The sequence below is a fragment of the Mangrovimonas xylaniphaga genome, from assembly GCF_001280435.1.
Lineage (GTDB): Bacteria > Bacteroidota > Bacteroidia > Flavobacteriales > Flavobacteriaceae > Mangrovimonas_A > Mangrovimonas_A xylaniphaga.
Window position 1 is genome coordinate 372,873 of record NZ_LBIP01000018.1, and the last position, 19,212, is coordinate 392,084.

At 38.8% G+C, this 19,212-nt stretch carries 19 protein-coding genes; 10 read left to right on the forward strand and 9 right to left on the reverse strand.

Translation table 11 applies throughout. The features are described 5' to 3' along the window. Positions 1-161: 161 nt before the first annotated feature. Positions 162-1,211 (forward strand): NAD(P)-dependent alcohol dehydrogenase, encoded by a 1,050-nt coding sequence (locus ZA06_RS12665; protein WP_053977837.1) that lies wholly within the window; start codon positions 162-164, stop codon positions 1,209-1,211. 15 nt (positions 1,212-1,226) lie between these two features. Here the strand turns inward: ZA06_RS12665 and ZA06_RS12670 are convergent, their stop codons facing one another. Both ZA06_RS12670 and ZA06_RS12675 read right to left on the reverse strand, forming a co-directional pair. Next, on the reverse strand, positions 1,227-1,610 hold the full coding sequence (locus ZA06_RS12670) for a DUF3037 domain-containing protein (RefSeq protein WP_053977838.1): 384 nt from the start codon (positions 1,608-1,610) through the stop codon (positions 1,227-1,229). After that, positions 1,588-2,376, reverse strand: a complete 789-nt coding sequence (locus ZA06_RS12675; protein ID WP_053978087.1) for a HipA family kinase — start codon at positions 2,374-2,376, stop codon at positions 1,588-1,590. Before ZA06_RS12675 ends, ZA06_RS12670 begins: the two co-directional genes overlap by 23 nt. A 158-nt stretch (positions 2,377-2,534) precedes the next feature. On the opposite strand from ZA06_RS12675, the gene ZA06_RS12680 reads away from it, so the two are divergent. Continuing rightward, complete coding sequence (locus ZA06_RS12680) at positions 2,535-4,565, forward strand: M13 family metallopeptidase (RefSeq protein ID WP_053977839.1); 2,031 nt, start codon at positions 2,535-2,537, stop codon at positions 4,563-4,565. A 99-nt stretch (positions 4,566-4,664) separates the two neighbouring features. Here the strand turns inward: ZA06_RS12680 and ZA06_RS12685 are convergent, their stop codons facing one another. Beyond that, complete coding sequence (locus tag ZA06_RS12685; protein WP_053977840.1) at positions 4,665-5,270, reverse strand: hypothetical protein; 606 nt, start codon at positions 5,268-5,270, stop codon at positions 4,665-4,667. A gap of 169 nt (positions 5,271-5,439) precedes the next feature. Between ZA06_RS12685 and ZA06_RS12690 the strand changes: the two genes are divergently transcribed. Next, complete coding sequence (locus ZA06_RS12690) at positions 5,440-6,282, forward strand: winged helix-turn-helix domain-containing protein (protein ID WP_168155226.1); 843 nt, start codon at positions 5,440-5,442, stop codon at positions 6,280-6,282. 153 nt (positions 6,283-6,435) lie between these two features. Further along, positions 6,436-8,256 (forward strand): prolipoprotein diacylglyceryl transferase family protein, encoded by a 1,821-nt coding sequence (locus tag ZA06_RS12695; protein WP_082332023.1) that lies wholly within the window; start codon positions 6,436-6,438, stop codon positions 8,254-8,256. A 46-nt stretch (positions 8,257-8,302) separates the two neighbouring features. On the opposite strand, the gene ZA06_RS12700 is transcribed toward ZA06_RS12695, so the two are convergent. Then, complete coding sequence (locus ZA06_RS12700) at positions 8,303-9,202, reverse strand: EamA family transporter (RefSeq protein WP_053977843.1); 900 nt, start codon at positions 9,200-9,202, stop codon at positions 8,303-8,305. A 261-nt stretch (positions 9,203-9,463) separates the two neighbouring features. Between ZA06_RS12700 and ZA06_RS12705 the strand changes: the two genes are divergently transcribed. The 3 genes from ZA06_RS12705 (at position 9,464) to ZA06_RS12715 (ending at position 13,049) form a co-directional block, all read left to right on the forward strand. Next, positions 9,464-11,083: a hypothetical protein gene (locus ZA06_RS12705; RefSeq protein ID WP_157503256.1), complete on the forward strand. Its 1,620-nt coding sequence runs from the start codon at positions 9,464-9,466 to the stop codon at positions 11,081-11,083. Between the two features lie 13 nt (positions 11,084-11,096). Then, entirely contained in the window at positions 11,097-12,320 is a 1,224-nt protein-coding gene (locus ZA06_RS12710; RefSeq protein ID WP_168155227.1) for a radical SAM protein, read from the forward strand. Between the two features lie 165 nt (positions 12,321-12,485). Next, positions 12,486-13,049 carry a sterol desaturase family protein gene (locus ZA06_RS12715; RefSeq protein WP_168155228.1) on the forward strand — a complete coding sequence of 188 codons (564 nt, stop codon included), beginning with the start codon at positions 12,486-12,488 and terminating at the stop codon, positions 13,047-13,049. A gap of 324 nt (positions 13,050-13,373) precedes the next feature. Here ZA06_RS12715 and ZA06_RS12720 read toward each other — a convergent pair whose 3' ends face one another. Beyond that, positions 13,374-13,802, reverse strand: a complete 429-nt coding sequence (locus tag ZA06_RS12720; RefSeq protein WP_053977847.1) for a hypothetical protein — start codon at positions 13,800-13,802, stop codon at positions 13,374-13,376. A gap of 175 nt (positions 13,803-13,977) precedes the next feature. On the opposite strand from ZA06_RS12720, the gene ZA06_RS12725 reads away from it, so the two are divergent. From ZA06_RS12725 to ZA06_RS12735, 3 genes are all read left to right on the forward strand, one after another. Next, positions 13,978-14,802 (forward strand): OmpA/MotB family protein, encoded by an 825-nt coding sequence (locus ZA06_RS12725; protein ID WP_053977848.1) that lies wholly within the window; start codon positions 13,978-13,980, stop codon positions 14,800-14,802. A 170-nt stretch (positions 14,803-14,972) separates the two neighbouring features. After that, entirely contained in the window at positions 14,973-15,263 is a 291-nt protein-coding gene (locus tag ZA06_RS12730; RefSeq protein ID WP_053977849.1) for a DUF3817 domain-containing protein, read from the forward strand. 1 nt (position 15,264) lies between these two features. Next, a complete protein-coding gene (locus ZA06_RS12735) occupies positions 15,265-16,515 on the forward strand; it encodes a mechanosensitive ion channel family protein (RefSeq protein WP_053977850.1) in 1,251 nt (416 codons plus the stop codon). Between the two features lie 31 nt (positions 16,516-16,546). On the opposite strand, the gene ZA06_RS12740 is transcribed toward ZA06_RS12735, so the two are convergent. From ZA06_RS12740 to ZA06_RS12755, 4 genes are all read right to left on the reverse strand, one after another. After that, the gene (locus ZA06_RS12740; protein WP_053977851.1) at positions 16,547-17,215 is read right to left on the reverse strand and encodes an OmpA family protein; all 669 of its coding nucleotides are present in this window, start codon (positions 17,213-17,215) and stop codon (positions 16,547-16,549) included. A 13-nt stretch (positions 17,216-17,228) separates the two neighbouring features. Then, positions 17,229-17,732 (reverse strand): lipocalin family protein, encoded by a 504-nt coding sequence (locus tag ZA06_RS12745; protein ID WP_053977852.1) that lies wholly within the window; start codon positions 17,730-17,732, stop codon positions 17,229-17,231. 62 nt (positions 17,733-17,794) lie between these two features. After that, complete coding sequence (locus ZA06_RS12750) at positions 17,795-18,184, reverse strand: acyl-CoA thioesterase (RefSeq protein WP_053977853.1); 390 nt, start codon at positions 18,182-18,184, stop codon at positions 17,795-17,797. A gap of 5 nt (positions 18,185-18,189) precedes the next feature. Next, positions 18,190-19,080, reverse strand: coding sequence for a DUF72 domain-containing protein (locus ZA06_RS12755; RefSeq protein ID WP_053977854.1), 891 nt, complete (start codon positions 19,078-19,080; stop codon positions 18,190-18,192). Positions 19,081-19,212 lie beyond the last annotated feature (132 nt).

Sequence of the window (19,212 nt, forward strand, 5' to 3'; positions counted from 1 at the left end):
CATAAACTACGCCAAATGACAAAATCTGAAATATTGTCATGTTTCTTTTTTTTATTATCGCATAGGAAGAATCAAGAGGTGAAAGCACTCCGCCGACTCATAATATTTGTGTAACTTTAAAGTGTTGATATTAAATTAATTAAAAGAAAATCAAACAAGTCATGGACACAACAAGTATTAAGGCATTTGGTACAGAAGCCGCGGATGCAGCCCTAGGGGAAATGGATATTAAGAGACGAAAAGTAACAGATAAGGATGTGGAAATCGATATTTTGTATTGTGGAGTATGCCATTCCGATTTGCACTTTGCGCGCAACGATTGGGGATTTAGTGTGTATCCTGTAGTCCCTGGACATGAAATTGTAGGGAAGGTAAAGGCTGTAGGTGAAGGTGTGAGTAAATATAAGGCTGGAGATATTGTGGCTGTAGGGTGTTTGGTAGATTCGTGCCGTACCTGTAACAATTGTGAAAATGACTTGGAGCAGTATTGTCCTGAATGGGTTGGAACCTATGGAGGCCATGACAAACATTTGGATTTGCCTACCTATGGAGGCTATTCCGAAAGTATTGTGGTAGATGAACATTTTGTATTGAGTGTACCTGAAAATCTTGATTTGGCAGGAGTAGCTCCCATACTGTGTGCAGGTATTACCACATGGTCACCCTTGCGCCATTGGAATGTTGGGAAAGATAGTAAGGTGGCCGTTGTGGGTCTCGGTGGGTTAGGACATATGGCCATTAAATTGGCGGATGCGCTTGGCGCTCATGTTACCTTGTTTTCTCGCTCCAAAAACAAAATACAAGACGCTATGGATTTAGGAGCCGATGCTGTAGTCATCTCTACGAATGAAGATGAGATGGCAGCCGTACAGGGACAGTTTGATGTGATTATAGATACAGTGCCTTATGTACATGATGTCAACCCTTATATTGGCACTTTAAATACCAATGGTACTCTGGTGTTGGTGGGCTATTTAGGGCCATTGGACCCTATGTTAAATTCGGTGCCCATGATCATGGGGCGTAAAAAGGTAGCTGGCTCCTTGATTGGAGGTATTGCCGAAACTCAAGAGCTTTTGGATTTTTGCGGGGAACATAACATCACCTCAGATATTGAAGTGATTGACATACAGGATATCAATAAGGCTTATGAACGCATGCTCAAAAGTGATGTACATTACCGTTTTGTGATTGATATGGCATCGTTATAACCTTAAAGTATTTTTTTACAATACCACCTCTTCAAACAATTTTTGCGCGGTGGCTTCCAAATTCGTACTAAAACCAGGGTGCGGTCTAGAAGTTTGAATAACCGAACTGCGTACCGCGGTCAGCCATCTAAATCTAGAGGCTGTATCCATTTGAGCAATCAAGCCACAGGCTTTGTCGCCAGCTGCAATGCGTTTAAATGATTCCAAATGCGATTCTAAAGCCTCTATATCCGCTTCTGGACTAAAGGCTGCAATACGAGCTTGGTCTACATGATAGTGCAGGTGAATACTGTTGTGTTGTTTGGCATACAAGACAATGCCTACATTTATAAATTCTTCACGTTCCACTTTAGGGACGTAACGAATTACGGCGTACTCATATAAGATCTTTTCTGGCATGTATGGCTTGGTTTGTAAAGATTTCAGAATTAGCCAATCTTGTGGTTAGAAACTCAAGATAGCCATTTTTTAAGTCCTGTTCAGTATAGGGATAGCCTTCCCAATGCAACCAAGTGTCTGGGAGGTTGTTCACGATGTCACTGATGACTTCTTCAGTCAACAAGGCTTTAAACTCTTGATGCACCTGTTCCAGTTCACTGGCCTGAGGCAATAGTACATGATCTTTGATAAGGTTGAAAGGTGTTTTGGCTGCGGAAGGAATGTCTTTCCAAGAATGGTGGAAATAGAAAGACGCCCCATGGTCTATCAACCATAAGTTTTTGTTCCAAATAAGCATGTTGGTGTTGCGCGTAGTGCGATCTATATTGGTGATAAAAGCATCCAACCACACAATTTTGGAGGCCAAAAGCGGATCTGGCGTCAACACCACAGGATCATAGTTTACAGCACCCGAGAGGTAGTGCAATCCGATATTTAATCCCTGGCTCCATTTAAGGAGGTCTTGTATTTCCTCATCCCCTTCGGTGCGACCAAAAGCTTCATCCAATTCGGCAAAGACAACTTCTGGTACCAACAGCCCCAATTTTCGGGCAATTTCACAGCCCAAATATTCGGCAATGAGTCCTTTTACACCATGGCCGGCCCCTCTAAACTTCACCACATAATTAAAACCATCATCTGCTTCGGCGATGGCTGGGAGGGAACCGCCTTCTCTTAAAGGCGTAATGTAACGCATGACATTGACATGCCGAATAGCTATTGACATAAGGTAATATTTGAGGCCAAAGATAACGGTTTTGGGAGGAAGTTGACATTGGACAGGTCTAGATATTTCCAAATACAGGCGTTGTATGGCATTCAAATGTCTATCATGAAATTTAGGTTTAAAATACTTACTTTTGATACCATCACAAACCATTCATTATGAAACCAGTTCTTTATATCTCTTTTGTAGCCGCTTTATTGGTGGGCTGTAAAGAGGATTCCAAGCAGCCTGTGAGCGATAACGCTTCGCAGGAATCTGCTCTTATTTTTGAAGGGATTGACCCTTCCATCAAGCCGGGAGATAATTTCTTTGGCCACGTCAACAAAACTTGGTATGACCAAGCCGTAATTGCCGATGACCAAGTAGGGGTGGGCTCCTATAGATTTTTAAATATTCCACAGAAAAAATTGTTGCAGACCATTTTGGAGGATGTCTCTGTTGGAGACTATCCTAAAGGTAGCATTGAACAGAAATTAGGCGATTTCTATGCCTCAGGGATGGATGCCCTAAGCATCGATCAGCGTGGCTTTGAACCAGTAAAGCCAATTTTGGAACAAATCGATGCTTTAGATAGCCCTGCAATACTAATGGCTTTTGTAGCCGATCAAATGAAAGTTGGGAATTATTCTTTAATCAACGCTTCTATTTATCCAGATCAGGAGAATAGCGCCTTGAACATTGCCCATTTTGGACAAATGGGATTGGGTTTGCCAGACCGGGATTATTATTTCCAAACTGATCCTTCTTCGGAAGCCATTCAAAAGGCTTATCAAAGCTATTTAGGAACTTTGTTTGAGTTGATAGGCGATTCCAACGCAGAAGCCAATGCCCAAAAGGTGTATGCCATAGAAAAGCAATTGGCCGCTTCCCATAAAACCCGAGTGGAATTACGGGATACCCAGGCAAATTACCATAAATTGGCTGTTTCTGAGCTTGACAAAACACAAGGAAACATGGGTTGGAAGTCCATGTTGGAGCATTTGGGAATGGCGGTAGACTCTGTAGATGTGATGCAGCCGGCCTATTTCGAAACGCTTAACACAATGCTGGGCACCCTGCCTTTGGATGATTGGAAAACTTATTTAAAGGCCAATACCTTGACGGCTTTTGCTTCTATATTGAGTACTCCTTTTCAAGATGCGGAGTTTGCCTATTCCAAGGTGGTTTCAGGACAAAGTGTCCAAAAAACTAGGGCTGAGCGTATGGTACAACAGGTAGACCGCCAATTGGGGTTTGCTTTGGGGCAATTGTATGTGAAGCGTTATTTTGATGAAAATGCCAAAAAGCGAGCTTTGGAATTGGTAAACAATCTTCAAAAGACTTTGGAAAAGCGCATTACCCAATTGGATTGGATGAGTGATAGCACCAAAGTAAAAGCCAAAGAAAAACTGTACAGCATAACCAAAAAAATTGGCTATCCGGATGTATGGAGAACCTATGAGGTTGACATTGACAAAACGCATTATTTTGAAAATGTATTGGCCTTAAATCAAAGCAACTATGCCTATCATTTAAACCAATTGAATAAGGCGCCTAATAGAGATGAATGGTACACCACACCATCTACCGTGACGGCCTATTACAATCCATCTTTGAATGAAATTGTGTTTCCTGCAGGGATTTTACAGCCTCCTTATTTTGACCCAAATGTCGATGATGCCGTGAATTATGGAGGTATAGGGATGGTCATTGGCCATGAATTTACCCATGCCTTTGACGATCAAGGGGCGCAATATGACAAGGAAGGAAATGTTAAAAGCTGGTGGACTGAAGAGGATTATGCCAAGTTTAAGGCCAAAACCCAACAGATTATTGAGCAGTATGATGCTTTTACCGTGTTGGATAGTGTCCACCTAAAAGGGGCTTTGACGGTTGGTGAAAACACAGCGGATAATGGAGGAGTGGCCATTGCCTATGATGCTTTTAAAATGACGGCCCAAGGACAGGATAGTGCCAAGATTAATGGCTATAGTCCAGATCAGCGTTTCTTTATGTCGGTGGCGCGTATTTGGCGAGTAAAGACTCGTGATGAGTACTTACGTAATTATGTAGCAACCGATCCACATTCGCCACCAATATGGCGTGTGAATGGCCCTTTAATGAACATGACGCCATTTTATGAGGCTTTTGATGTGGAAGAAGGGGACCAAAATTTTAAAGCTGAAACAGACAGAATCAAAGTCTGGTAAGTTTTAATTGTAAAATCAAATAAAGACATCTCCATTGGAATTGGCTCAAAATGACCAAAGATTTCCATTGGAGGTTTTTTTTTTAATCCATTAGAAATTCTAACATTTTGTGATTACAATCTTTAGATTCCCATCTTTATTGGTGATACCAAATGGGATGACTTCCTTGGTGCAACGGGGTTCAATGGTAAATTGTATAAATCCCATGATATAAAAATCCTCAGAGCTATTTAAATGGAAGGGCTGCTTGTAGAACGTGTTTTGTCGTATCCAGTTAGCACCATATCCATTGCAGTGAGGCTCTATATCTTCTTTTAAAATAGATGTTTCAGAGAGTGCGTCAAACAATTGAATTTTATCATCGGTTTCAACGTCAAAAGTAAAACGTCCCTTGTAGGTATGAGAGGAATTTGTAGAAGCATAATACGATTGTTCTTTTAAGCCCATGTATACAATAATGTTGTAGTCGTTATTTCCCAAATCTTCCAAATAGAAGGAGGTTTCATAGAGTGAATCTATTTGTGTTTGTCCCTCAGTTCTGGGAAACATCATTGGCCCCATGGGGTGTTCTGTTGTAGCCATTGCCAATTGGGAAGTTTCTGCTGTCGATTTTTGGTATTTGTCGGTTTGACAATTGAAAAGGAGGGGGAGTGTTATCCCAAGAATAACGACATACGGCCTCACATAGTTACTAATTGTTTTCATAAGAATTTGGTTTAAATGGAACCTTCAACACGGAAGGTTCGGGGTTATTTGAATGTTATGCTAAAGCTATGGAGGACAGTTCTTAAAAATGTCAAAAAAGTGTCAAAGAACTGTCAATGCTTGTAAAAAGTCCTAAAAATGTTGGTTATTTACGGTACTTATGATACCCATGATGACAAAACTCTATTATAAAGTGACATTGTTGCTACTAAGTTTACTAATTGTAGCCTGTTCCGAATCTGTCAAAGAGCATTCTCCTGAACGCATAAAAGTAGGCTTACGTGAGGCAGGGCACCAATTGTTGTTGCAATCTGGCGATTCCAGTTCCCGAGTGCTTCCTGTGGTAGCTTTGGACCCTTCCACCTATGAATTATCCTTTGAACAGTCCTTACAAATTATACCCGATAGTTTGGTGGCCATTGTAGAGCGCAGTTTGGAACGGGCAGAACTTTCGGATCGTTATTTGGTAGAAGTACTGCAGTGTGAAGATGCAGAAGTGGCCTATAGCTATGAGATGTGGCTGGAAGGGGAGCAGGGAATCGTACCGTGCCAAGGCCGCTTGCTGCCACAATCTTGTTATAGAATCCATGTGAAGTTTATAGAAGGGCAAAGATCGAACTCTAATTTGGTTTGGTTATGGCTACTCCCTGTAGGTGTTTTGGGCTGGTGGTTTTTTGGGCGAAAACACTTAGAGGTTTCAGAGCTTGCGGCCACCAAGGAAGTACCTTTGGGGCGTTTTATGTTCTATCCAGAACAGCACAAATTGGTAACGCCTGCCACCGAAATAGCCCTTTCCAAAAAGGAATGCGAACTGTTAGAGCTGTTTGTGGAGCGCCCAAACCAAGTGATTAGCCGTGATGAACTGAGCAAACGGGTTTGGGAAGACCATGGCGTGGTCGTGGGGCGCAGTTTGGACACCTATATTTCCAAGCTTCGTAAAAAACTACAGGATGATGAACGGATCCAACTGGTCAATATTCATGGGGTTGGGTATAAGTTGGAGGTAAACTAGCACCTGAGGATGCACTTATAATTGCTTTCTATTCTTATTTTTAGCTTCCTTTTATGGCTGAAAATGCTTATATTTAATATAGTATTTCTTCCATGTTGATATAATAGCCAACCCACTTCCCGTACAATACCTATTTAATTAATTGTGTTTATCATGGAAAATTTTGTAGGTAGTCCCAGGGTGCTTTTTCAGTGCTGTTATTTTTTAGCATTCTTGCTCATTTTTTGTGTGGTACTTTATAAAAGTATCAAAAGAGGGTATCATTTAAGATCGGTTCTTTTAATGATGACCACGATTTCTTTGTTTACGGTTTTAGGCTCAAGATTGTTTACCGTTCCCGTAGAAGATTGGATCACGGCTATCAATTCGCATTCCCAAAATTTTAATAATCGGTCGGCCATAGGAGGGCTGTTTTTTGGTTTTTTGGGACTGTTGGTGTCCCAACGAATTTTCGGATTTGGACGTTTTATATTGAATTTATATGCCTGGATTTGCCCCATAGCTTTAGGAATTATTAAGCTGGGGTGTTTCTTTAATGGTTGTTGCTATGGTATTCCGTCCAATGGGATGTGGTCGGTTCAATATACTAAGGGAACCCATGCCCATTTTAACCATTGGAGTGCGGGACAGATTGCTCCTGAAGCCTTGGCGTCTTTATCGGTGCATCCTGTGCAACTTTATGAGAGTGTCTTGTTGGTTTTGATAGGCTATCTTGTTTGGAAAACCCATAAAAAATGGCAAAAGGCCCTAAGCGCCTTGTTGTTTGGACTGTCCCTGTTTTTTATGATGCGCTTTGGAATTGAATTTTTTAGGGATCCTACTGGCTCTCAGTTCAGCACTTTGTATTATGCCGGCTTACGATCCTATCAATGGAGTATGTTGGCTTATGGTATGATTGCCGGAAGCGTCTTATGGTTTTACGAAAGCTACAAAGGTAGCGATTGGCTAAGGGGGCGGGAAAACTCCCCATTTCTTCATGCCGATTTTATGTATATCGTAGTCATTTCGGTCTGTCTATATAGTTTTAGGAACCTGTTTTCAACTTATGAACTTTTGGTAATTTGGGTGAAGTTTTTCCCCGCTATTGTACTTTCGGTTTATTATCTCTATACAGAAAACAGGTTAAAGCCTTACAGAATGGCCATAAGTGTGGTGTTAGTGATGCCCTTATTTGTTTTTGCCCAAACCATCCCAACCCATAAAACCGCTATTAAAACCTACCATCGTGTTGATGTGGGAGGGTCGTTTGGTGATTTTGCAAATACGGTTAGGTATAATCCACAACAAGGAGATTGCGGTACGGTATATGATTCTGAAGACTATAGACAAACTTATAACGTTGGAGGCCTTGGCTATTCCTATATAAAGGAAAAAAACAACAAATCGCTTAGGCTAGGCGCCAATGTTCATGGGGGGATGGTGAAAAGCACCAATTTGACAAACAATAATACCGAAAAGGATTTTGTGTTTGGTGTAAACCCCTTTGTGACCTATGATGGCAAGTGGCTAGGAGGAGGGGTTGGCTTTCAGTTGGGAAGTTTAAGAGTTAATAAACATCAATTTTATGACGCCACAAATATTGAGGATGCCCAAAAGGAATATGTGTTTTTGCCAGAAGTGCATGCACGATTTGGCCCTAAAAAATATGTGGATATTGATTATAATTACGGCTTTCTGTTTCCTTCTCCATATCCTACGATATACCATCGCTCCAGTATAGGAAGTAGTTTTGGTTTAAGTCCTGATTATAGTTTACGATATGGATATATTTGGAATTTGGAAACCAGCTATTTATCATTAGAAACCTTGATTACCAAAAATATGGGAGTACGCCTTATGTATATTTTTAAGGAACACTACAGGGAACACAATACTGGGCCCGGTCTTTTGGAAGATGAAGTAGGTGGTAAGTTTCTATTTTCAGTAAACTATCGGTTTGGAGAAAGTATCGGTCAAGCAAAGGCAAAGGATTGACCTGTCTGCACGACCCAAATGATTCAAAAGGAGCTTTTGATACTGTTTATGAATACAGAATCAGGAAGACGCCCGTCATGATGCCCATTAAAGGCACCAATTTTTTACGCTTGTTTTTCTCCTTAAATATAAGTCCACCGATTACTACAGCAATGATTATCTGGCTGCGCTTGATAGCAGATAACAACATGATAAGGGCTTCTGGATCCTGCAGGGCTTTAAAATAAAAATAATCGGCGGCCTGCAGAAGGACCCCAACCCCAACAATAGACCATCTAAATTTAAAGGCTTGACGTTTGGCTGCATAAGGAAACCAGGTGAAGCCTAAAATGATGCTTAAAATGAGTAGGGTATAGAGGCAAAACCAAAATTGCAGGGTTTGCGGATTGAGCTCCAAACTTTGAATGAGGAATTTATCGTAAAGTCCACTGCTAGCTCCTAAAAAAGTGGCAGCTATGATGGCAAAGATCCATTTGTTGCGCTTAAAATTAATGCCCTCTTTTTTGCCAATTCTGGAATAGAGCATTACCGAGAAAATGATGAGGAAGAAGCCCATCCATTGGAACATGTTCGGGCTTTCCTTATAGATGACAATCGCGCCAATAAAGGTGAAAAATGGTCCTGCCGAACGTATGGGGGTTACGATGGTGATGGGCAGATGCTTAAGGGCTTGATAGGCCAAGACCCAAGAACTGGCCATGATGGCCGATTTGATAAAAATAAAACCATGGGTTTGCCATGGGATGTTTTGAAAGTGAAAACCTTTGTTTAAGGCCGCTTCAGGGTCTATGAGCGCTAACACATAAAAGGCTGCAATAAATACAAATCCACTGAACACCGTCCCGAAAAGTACTGGGTACACTTCGTTCCCTTGAACAGCGTGTTTTTTACATAAGTTGTGTAAGCCCAAAAAGAGCGCCGCCAATAATCCTAAATACATCCACATGGCCGCGAAGATACTTCTTTTTTGAGAAGCTTTTACAGGTTAAGCAACTCTAGAAGGAGGGGGTGGACTATAATTGAAAAAAGTTGTATCTTTAGTACAATTCTTCCTTTACTAGATTGTTATTATCTAGGTGATTTTTGATTCTCAAATCTCGGGCAAACAAGACTTCCTTTGCAATATTTTCACATCATGATTTCTTTAAGTAACTTTAGGTTAAGGCCCCTTCAAGTATTTTCTAAGAATGGTAAAATAAGGGTGTGTTTGTCCCTTATATCGACAATCGCCTTTTTAAATCTCATTATAGGATGTTCCTATTACAACGTGAGGGATATAGCTACCACACCCGACACTATTTCTAATGAAATTGCAAATTTTAGTAGAACATACAATTACATTGTCATCCATACCAAGGGGCATATTTGGCATTTAAATGATTTTTCGCTCAATGAAGAAAATGGTACAATTTCAGGTATTTCGGCTCCTTTACTTGAATCACATGTTTCTCTTAAACCTAGAGAAAATAAACGAGTACATCGTTATTCTAATGACCAAAGTCCTTTTAATGAGCTACATTTTTATGTTGATTATACTGAAGCACCACAATTTGGAACAGAGGTAAGCTTTCCTTTTTCAGACATCACTTCTATCTCTGTTAATGATAAAAATACTGGACGAACTACGGCTAATATCCTTGGAGGAACTGTAGCTGTAATTGCTTTAGTAGCAGTAATTGTGGCCCTCACGAAGAGTTCCTGCCCATTTCTTTATGTCAAGGACGGTAATGAGTATCAATTTGCAGGAGAGTTGTATCCAGGAATTATCACGCCAAATATGCAATGTGATGACTATTTAAAATTACCAGATATGAAAGTAACCAATAACACTTATGACATTAAGGTGACCAATGAACTGAAAGAAGTCCAGCATACAGATTTTTTAGAATTGGTAGAGATTAGCCATTCTCCGGATATTTCAGTACTTATGGATCAAAGTGGAAATCCCAAAACATTCTCTAAACTACACGCTCCAAAGCAGGCGGTAGTTCATGGGGTGAAGACCGATTTAGATTTGGTTTTAGAAAAGGACAGTCGCCCATTTCAATTTAATAATGAATTGGACTCAGATACCAGTGTGCGGGGAGTAGACTTTCTTTTTGAGAAACCAAAGGTCGCAACCAACCAGGCAAAACTCTATTTAAGTGTTAAGAACTCTTTGTGGTTGGACTATGTCTTTGGAAAGTTTAATGAACAATTTGGAACCTACTATCCAGAGTTTCAAAAGCAACAGCAAACTAGTTCAAAAAGAAAGAGTTTGGATTGGATAGAAGCCCAGCACATCCCATTAACGATATATGTGAAGACTACAAATGGTTGGGAGTTGGTTGAACGACTTCGTACTGTAGGACCTATGGCATATCGAGATTTGGCGGTTGCTGTAGATATGAGTAAGGTAGAAGGAGAGCAACTTGCTGTTAGGCTGGAAACAGGGTTTATGTTTTGGGAGGTCGATTATATAGGGATTGATTATTCAGAAAATGTAGATTTAGCCATAGAACACATAACTCCATATAAAGCTATCGATCAACAGGGCAGGGATGTTACCGAAACATTATTGACCGCAGATAGCAATTATTTAATACAACCTAATGTAGGAGACGAGGTTACGATAAGTTTTCCCATAGAATCAAACGCAAACCCCTCAAAGCGAACTTACTTTCTGAGAAATAGAGGATATTACAACTATATAAGACAATATGATAAGGAACCTGATTTTCAAAAGCTAAAATTGTTTAGGGAAGCGGAAGCTTTTACAGATTTTTCCAAATATGAATATGAGGCATTAATGACATATGAAAAGTCATTTGATGTGGTGGCTAAATAAAATGAATTTGGAAATGATTACTGAAGTACAAGATTATACAAAACCGAAAGCACAGGTTGCAGAAACTAAGAAAGCTATAATTCCTAAAAGTTATATGGTTTCAGGATTGCGAATGCGATGGGTGCATTTTAGGCTAAAATTAACGCTTCTTAAGGTAGCAATGGTGTGCTATAGAAATCCTTTGGATTGGCTGCGCTCCCTTCGTTATTTAGTAGCCTTAAGAAAGCGATTTTTGGGCAATTACAGTCTCCAAAAGATGACATTTTTTAATGGTGAATATTTTATGGGCTTATATACGCCCGGTTGGAATAATGATATTTATAAGCGCTTTATAGCCTCCCAATTGCACGATTTCAAACCTATACAAAAAGGTTTGGTAAACAGGTTTAATACGGTCTTTTTGTCTGTTACTAAAAAATGTGCTTTGCAATGTGAACATTGCTATGAGTGGGAGCATTTGAACAAGAAGGATACCTTGTCTGATACCGAACTAATTGACATTGTTGAGAAGTTACAAGGCCAGGGGGTAAGTCAAATTCAATTTTTAGGAGGGGAGCCACTATTACAAATGGAGACCTTGATAAAGTTGCTGCATCGTGCCGATACAAAAAGTACCAATTTTTGGGTGGTGACTTCAGGGTTTAAATTAACTCTTGAAAATGCCAAACGTTTGAAAAAGGCTGGATTAAAAGGCGTCATTGTGAGTTTGGATCATTATGAAGAAGAAGAACACAATAGATTTAGGCATTTTAAGGATGCCTATTATTGGGTAGAACAAGCTTTGATCAATTCACAAAATGCAGGGTTGGTCACGGCATTATCCTTGTGTGCGACAAAAACATTCATTTCAGAAGCTAATTTAATGTCATATATGGAGTTATCAAAGATATTTGGGGTGTCATTTGTGCAATTATTGGAACCTAAAGCTGTTGGGCATTATGCGCAAAAAGAGGTAAGCCTTGATGAAGGGCATATAGCTATTTTGGAAGATTTCTTTTTGAAAATGAATTTTGGTCCAGATTACAGAGATATGCCCATACTGAGCTATCATGGGTATTACCAACGCAGACAAGGTTGCTTTAGCGCAGGACTTAAGGGAATGTACATTGATAGCGATGGTGATATGAATGCCTGTCCGTTTTGCCACAAGAAAACAGGTAAGGTGCTGGATGTAAATTATGAAAACCATTTAGAAGTTTTAAAAGCTGAAGGGTGTCCCACATATCCTTCCACTTAAAGTCCAACTATCATGTTTTATGGGTTTTCACATACCGAGATTTGGTTAATAGGAACACTTTTGTTCATACTTCGCTATGTACTGGTTGCTGGTGTCTTTTTTTATCTGTTTTATGTCTTGAAAAAAACGAGGTTTTCTAAGTTTAAAATCCAAGAACATTTTCCTTTGAAGAAGCAAATTAAACGAGAAGTATTGTATTCATTACTAACGTTTTTAATCTATGGTAGTAGTCTTTTGTTATTTGTGTTTTGGGTTGAAAACGGATATACCAAGTCTTATAATAATCTTCAGGAATATGGTCTGGCGTATTTTGTTGCAAGCATACTTTTAATGGTTTTTATTCATGACACGTATTTCTATTGGACCCATAGATTAATTCATCATTCAAAATTTTTTAAACATATCCATAAGGTGCACCACAGTTTTACAAGTCCAACACCTTGGGCGGCATTTGCATTTCATCCTTGGGAAGCTTTAATCTCTTTGGGATTCATACCAATAATATTGTTTGTTATTCCTCATCATCAATGGGCTTTGGTAGTTTTTATTACATTTTTAACGCTTTATAATGTCTTGATTCATTTGGGATTTAGCATTCCCAAATTGCAAAAAATGAAATTGTTCAACACTCCGGATGCTCACGATTACCATCACCTTAAGTCTAAAAAGAATTATGGCTTGTATTTTACTTTTTGGGATAGATTGATGGGAACTTATCAAGGTGCTTGAAATTTTTACAATGAAGTTAAAATCCCAATCGCTGAGAATCTCGTATTTGAAAATTTCTTGACATTGGTACGGAATTTCAAAAATATGGCGAAGCTGAAATTTTGCAGTATTTGAGCAATGAATGCAAATTCCTAAAGGCTTTGACATATTATTGTAATCAATGAATTGTATGCCGTATAATTTCTTTTAACATAATTTCTGACGATTAGTATGCTAAATAGCCGTGAAATACGGCTATGAAGAAATTACTATATAATTGAACTATAATTTATATTATGTAAAATAGAAATTTTCCGATTTTGATGTTCCCTTTTTCTCCTTTAATTATTTGTTTTCCTTAATCCGTTTGATATATACATCCAATACCCTGTTGTAATGCTCCAGATGCTGTTGGTATTGGCTTTCGGTAAGTAAAGGTTTTATTTTGGCATTCACCTTTGTTTTGTCTTCTTCGATTTTGGATAAAATTTCTGCCTGATCATAGTTTTTATCCTTATCTGTTAAACGGCCAAGTTCATAAATATGATCGGATAAAATACTGGCATATGTGTTTCTGGTACTTTCAGACAATCCCAATTTGTTGGTCTGTTCGTAAAACCACATTTGGATATTGTCCCGTTCATCTGGTGTGAAGACTTCCACTTTGTTGGCCATCCGTTCTTTTTCTTTAGGCGTTAAGGTATTTTGAGCGTTTGTAGAAAGGATTGCCCCTAAGGCCAAAATGGGCCATACATAGGTTTTATTAGCTGCCATATAAAATTGTTTTATGTATTAAATATAGTGTAAAGTCCTCATATTTAACAGTAAACAGTTTGAAAATTATACTTACTGATAGATTTTCCTTAAATTATGTAATCATTTATAATCTATAAGCGCAGTTCATCCGTAGATATACATAAGACATCGAAACATTAATTAAATAACTATTATGAGAAAATTTTCTATTGTAATACTTACAGCAATTGCTTTAACCTCCTGTGTGTCCAAAAAGAAATATTTGGCACTTGAAAAAGACAATGGAGAGTTGAAAAGTGAACTCACCAAAACCAAGGTTGAAAACGAAGAATTGGAAGCGCAATTTGCCGCCATCCAAGCCCGTGTAGATCAATACAATGCCCGAATTAACTCCCTTTCTGAAGAATCTGATGCCAAAATGGTATCTGTTGACGGGGTTGTGATTTCTGAAGATCAAAAGGCACAAATGCGCGAGATGTTAAAGAACGTCCCTCCTGCTTATTTGGCCAATGCCAAAACCTTGAAGGATTCCATGAACGCTGCTATTTCATACAATGTAAGAAGCAACGTTACCAATATTGATGAAACCGAAGATGTGAGCATGAATATTGAAGGAACTGTTGTAATGATTTCCATTGCAGATGAGCTATTGTTTAGATCCGGAAGCTTCAATATTAGTAATGATGCGGACCATATTTTGAAAAAATTGGCAGATGTTATCAACTCAGAACCAAGTGTTGAAGTAATGGTTGAAGGGCATACAGATTCACAATCTATCAGCAATGTAAAAGTATCAGACAACTGGGAATTAAGTGTATTGCGTGCTGCTTCTGTAGTGAAAAAATTGCAAAACGACTTTGATGTAGCTCCAGAAAAACTTATCGCTGCTGGACGTAGTTTTTACCAACCTCTAACCGATAATGATACTGCAGAGCATAGAGCTGTCAACAGAAGAACTAGGATTTTAATCCTTCCAAACCTGGATAAGTTCTTTGCATTAATATCAGCTGAAGAGTAAATTGCTCTCCTGATACCCTGTTATTTAATTAATCCTGTTAAAAAAGACTACTTCCCTCAAAGTAGTCTTTTTTTTCCCTAGAACGCACTCCTGTGTTAGTTAAAAAAGTGGTAAAAAATTAGACCAATCCTAAAGCGTATGGTATTTTTGTGACTCCATAAAATTACCATATGCTTTCACTTAAAAACATCTTTCGTATTACAGCCTTTTTGGAAGGAATTTCTTATATTTTATTACTGTTTATTGCGGTTCCCATTAAATATTTTGGGCAAGACCCTCAATATGTAAAACTATTGGGCATGCCACATGGCCTATTGTTTATTGCCTATATTATTTTTGCCATTATTTTGGGAAGTAGGTTACAGTGGAACAATAAAATTCTTATTAAAGTTTTAATTGCCTCAATTCTGCCTTTTGCTACCTTTGTTGTAGACAGAAAACTATTAAAACAAGAGGCATAACGTGGAATCATTTTCGCATTATTTTTACGATTATTTTATTTCTTTAGACTTTTCAGAAACTGCAGCTACCTATTTGAATATGGGAGTATTGCTAGTCATTTTGGCTATCATCATTCTTGTTGCAGATGTGGTGACCAAAAAAATATTGGTGAGCACTTTTGAAAGATTTGCCCATAAATCCAAAACCAATTTCGACGACCTTTTAATTTCCCATAAGGCTCCTCGAAATTTGGCGCATTTGGTACCTTTTTTAATCACCTTAAATCTTTTCCCTGTAGTTTTTGTGGACTTCCCAAATTTTGAAGCTCCTGTAGAAGCTTTGATTAAAGTGTATGGAGTCCTGCTCTTCATTTGGATTTTAAGAAGTGTTTTAAAGACTTTAGAAGCCTATTTTAAAACCTTGCCTCGCCTTAAGGACAAGCCTATAGACAGTTACATACAGGTTGTAATGCTTTTTGTATGGGGGATTGGTTTGATTCTTTGTTTTGCAATTCTTACCAACATTTCCATTGTTCGCTTCTTAACAGGATTAGGGGCTGCTTCGGCGGTTTTACTGTTGATTTTCAAGGATACCATTTTGGGGTTTGTGGCCAGTATTCAAGTTGCAGTAAACGACACCATCAGAATTGGAGATTGGGTGACCATTGAAAAGTTTGGAGCAGATGGTACGGTAATCGAAATCAATTTGAATACGGTTCAGGTACAAAATTTTGACAATACCATTACCAATATCCCAACCTCTGCCCTTATTTCGGAATCTTTTAAGAATTGGCGAGGGATGAGCAATTCCGGTGGACGACGAATTAAGAGGTCCTTAATAATTAAAGTGTCTTCGGTAAAATATTTAGACTCTCAAGGTGTGGAAGACCTTAAAAAGATTCAGTTGATAACCAATTATCTTACGACACGTCAAAAAGATATCGACAACTTCAATAGCAACCATAATATTGATAAGTCATTGCTTATAAACGGTAGAAACCTGACTAATTTGGGAGTGTTTAGGAAGTATATACAGACTTATATTGAAAACCATTCAGCCATTAACAAGGACATGATGATCATGACGCGCCAATTGGAGGCTACACCACATGGTATTCCTTTAGAAATTTATGCGTTTAGTAGTGACAAGCGTTGGGAGAATTATGAATATATCATTTCAGATATTTTTGATCATATGCTTGCAGCGGTTCCCTACTTTGGGCTGGAAGTGTTCGAGGTAATAAATGGAAACCTAAACCTTAGCAAGAACTAAAGTTTAGGTTTCTTAATAATAATTTGGTGTATTAATTGGCTTTTGCCTTGGCTTCATCAATCATTTCCTGATTGGCAACGATTCCTATTTCAACACGTCTATTTTTAATTCTTCCTTCTTCAGTTGAATTGTCAAAACGCGGTTTTGTTTCTCCATAGCCTTCAACAGAAAATCGTCCTCTGGAAACTCCTTTGGCCACTAAATAATCTACTACAGACTGGGCTCTCTTTTTGGATAATGACATATTGTAGGCTTCATCTCCAGAAGAGTCTGTATGTCCTTCAACCAACAGGTTGGTGTCTGGAAATTCTATAAACACTTCTGAAAGTGCATCCAAATTGGTTTTGGCTTCAGGTGTTAAGTCGGATTTGTTAATGGTAAAGTTTACCCCACTTCTATCATCAAAAGATAAGTGAATCCCCTCTCCTATACGTTCTACTTCAGCTCCTGGTACCGCTTGTTCAATTTTCTTGGCCTGCTTATCCATAACATTACCAATAATGGCTCCAGAAGCGCCACCTATAGCAGCTCCAATTAAGGCTCCCTTAAGGTCTCCTCCTATCAAGCCCCCAACCAAAGCACCTCCTGCAGCGCCTGCTGCCGCTCCTCTTTGGGTTTTATTTGAATTTTGTATGGCACTACAACTAATCATTAGGGCCGAAAGCATTATAACAAGGGTGTATTTTAATTGTATTTTCATGATTTATTGGTTTTTATAAGTTAATATCGTCCGAAACTTTAGAAAACTTTAGAAGTACATCGAAAGATTTTCCTTCGTAGGTAGATGGTACACGCAATACCATATTGGAAGCACTTAAACTTTCAATTTTAGAACGGTATCCCGTCTTGGACTTGTCCATGGGATGGTTTTTCTCATCCGCATATTTGAACTGAAAGTAACGAGCTCCCTCGGTTTCATAAAAGGACCAAATCATACGGCTGCTAGTTACTTGGCAGGTAGAATTACTGGCATTGGTAGTAAAGCGCCCCGTGTTGTTGTTGGGAATAAAAACCCACTCACTACCTCGCAAACAAGCAGAATCGGTGTTATCGAACATATAGGCTTTGTAAAGCCCTTCTTCACCAATGAAATCAATATCTTCAACAGTCCACGTTCCCTTGAGGGTTCGCTCGTTGGTTTTATCGGCCGTAGAAGATGATGAGCCACAACTTAACAAAAATAAGCACCCTAGGAGTGCGACGGTTAATGCTTTCATAATTAATGGTTTAAGTTGCTTAAAGATACAAAAAAAATGATAAGCTGTTGACCGTGAATTAATTAGTTTTGCAATCTATCCTTTACAAATTCAATTTCCGTTTTGCCATGTGCTTGGGGCTTGCCATCGGGACCTAAATTCACCATGACAATATTATCAACCGTAAGGATGGTTTCTCTGGTCATTTTGTTCCTGGCTTCACATTTTAGGGTTAAGGAGCTTTTTCCAAACTTGGTAACTTCAATACCAATTTCGATGATATCCCCTTTTTTAGCAGAGCTGGTAAAGTTGATTTCTGAAATGTATTTGGTCACCACCCTGGAATTCTCCAACTGAATTACCGTATACAGTGCCACTTCTTCATCTATCCAAGCCAATAATTGCCCTCCAAATAGGGTTCCGTTAGGATTTAGGTCTTCGGGTTTTACCCATTTTCTAGTATGAAATCTCATAGGTTTTATAATAAGGTTTGTTGTGTATTGTCTTTGTTTGGAATTTTTAGTTGGCAGCCCAAAGCACCATTAAGTTTTTCTATAAAATGTGCCGACAGCAAAGGCGATTCTTTCTCGATGTTTTGATGTACAAAGAAGTTGATTTCCTTAATGCCTTGATCTTGCCAATGTTTCAATCTTTCTACCCAGTCTTCCAAACGATTATAGTCTGTTGCATGATTGGCCCCCACATATCTTACAAAGGCTTTGGGCGTTGTTAAACGCATGTGTATGATATCCCTTCTTCCTGCACTATCCACTAGGACGTTGGTGATATTATTCTTCTCCAAAAGATCATATAGTTGATCAGAAATAACAGTGTCATTATACCAGTCGGTGTGTCTAAACTCTATGGCTAGTGGTATTTCCTTGGGCCAGCGCTCTACGAAAGATACTACACGGTCAAAATCCTTGGGCGCAAAATTATTGTGCATTTGCAGGAAGATGGTCCCTAGTTTTTCCTTTAGGTTGGAAGCATTGTAAAGATAATCTTCCACCACAGACTGTACTTCATTAAGCCGTTTCCAATGACTAATTTCCTGATTCAATTTTGGGAAGAATTTAAAACCTTCAGGGGTTTTGTCGTACCAGGCCGAAAACTGTTCCGCAGGGAAAATCCTGTAAAAGGTAGCGTTGAGCTCAATGGCATTGAACTGACGGGAGTAATAGCTTAATTCATCTTTGGTGCCTCTTGGGTAAAATCCTTTAAGATCTGCTTTGTTCCATTTGGCACATCCCACGTAAATTTCAGGTATGTTATCATCTTTCACCGAATTCAAGACACGAAGGGTGTCTATATGGTCTTGTGGAATGGTAAAATCTATGCCTTCGGGATTAGGAACGCTTCCAAATTTCATAAAAATGTGGTTTTCAAAAAGTGTCTTTCAAAGATACGGTATTATGAAAATTTGTCCTATGCAAATGGGATATAAAAGGGCAATATGTATATTCAAACAGTTAATACTGTTGATAAACTAGTTAACAACAAA

Coding starts and splice junctions, on each gene's coding strand:
- ZA06_RS12665 (WP_053977837.1), top strand. CDS start 162: ATGGACACAACAAGTATTAAGGCATTTGGTACAGAAGCCGCGGATGCA.
- ZA06_RS12670 (WP_053977838.1), bottom strand. CDS start 1,610: ATGCCAGAAAAGATCTTATATGAGTACGCCGTAATTCGTTACGTCCCT.
- ZA06_RS12675 (WP_053978087.1), bottom strand. CDS start 2,376: ATGTCAATAGCTATTCGGCATGTCAATGTCATGCGTTACATTACGCCT.
- ZA06_RS12680 (WP_053977839.1), top strand. CDS start 2,535: ATGAAACCAGTTCTTTATATCTCTTTTGTAGCCGCTTTATTGGTGGGC.
- ZA06_RS12685 (WP_053977840.1), bottom strand. CDS start 5,270: ATGAAAACAATTAGTAACTATGTGAGGCCGTATGTCGTTATTCTTGGG.
- ZA06_RS12690 (WP_168155226.1), top strand. CDS start 5,440: ATGATGACAAAACTCTATTATAAAGTGACATTGTTGCTACTAAGTTTA.
- ZA06_RS12695 (WP_082332023.1), top strand. CDS start 6,436: ATGGAAAATTTTGTAGGTAGTCCCAGGGTGCTTTTTCAGTGCTGTTAT.
- ZA06_RS12700 (WP_053977843.1), bottom strand. CDS start 9,202: ATGTGGATGTATTTAGGATTATTGGCGGCGCTCTTTTTGGGCTTACAC.
- ZA06_RS12710 (WP_168155227.1), top strand. CDS start 11,097: ATGATTACTGAAGTACAAGATTATACAAAACCGAAAGCACAGGTTGCA.
- ZA06_RS12720 (WP_053977847.1), bottom strand. CDS start 13,802: ATGGCAGCTAATAAAACCTATGTATGGCCCATTTTGGCCTTAGGGGCA.
- ZA06_RS12725 (WP_053977848.1), top strand. CDS start 13,978: ATGAGAAAATTTTCTATTGTAATACTTACAGCAATTGCTTTAACCTCC.
- ZA06_RS12730 (WP_053977849.1), top strand. CDS start 14,973: ATGCTTTCACTTAAAAACATCTTTCGTATTACAGCCTTTTTGGAAGGA.
- ZA06_RS12740 (WP_053977851.1), bottom strand. CDS start 17,215: ATGAAAATACAATTAAAATACACCCTTGTTATAATGCTTTCGGCCCTA.
- ZA06_RS12745 (WP_053977852.1), bottom strand. CDS start 17,732: ATGAAAGCATTAACCGTCGCACTCCTAGGGTGCTTATTTTTGTTAAGT.
- ZA06_RS12750 (WP_053977853.1), bottom strand. CDS start 18,184: ATGAGATTTCATACTAGAAAATGGGTAAAACCCGAAGACCTAAATCCT.
- ZA06_RS12755 (WP_053977854.1), bottom strand. CDS start 19,080: ATGAAATTTGGAAGCGTTCCTAATCCCGAAGGCATAGATTTTACCATT.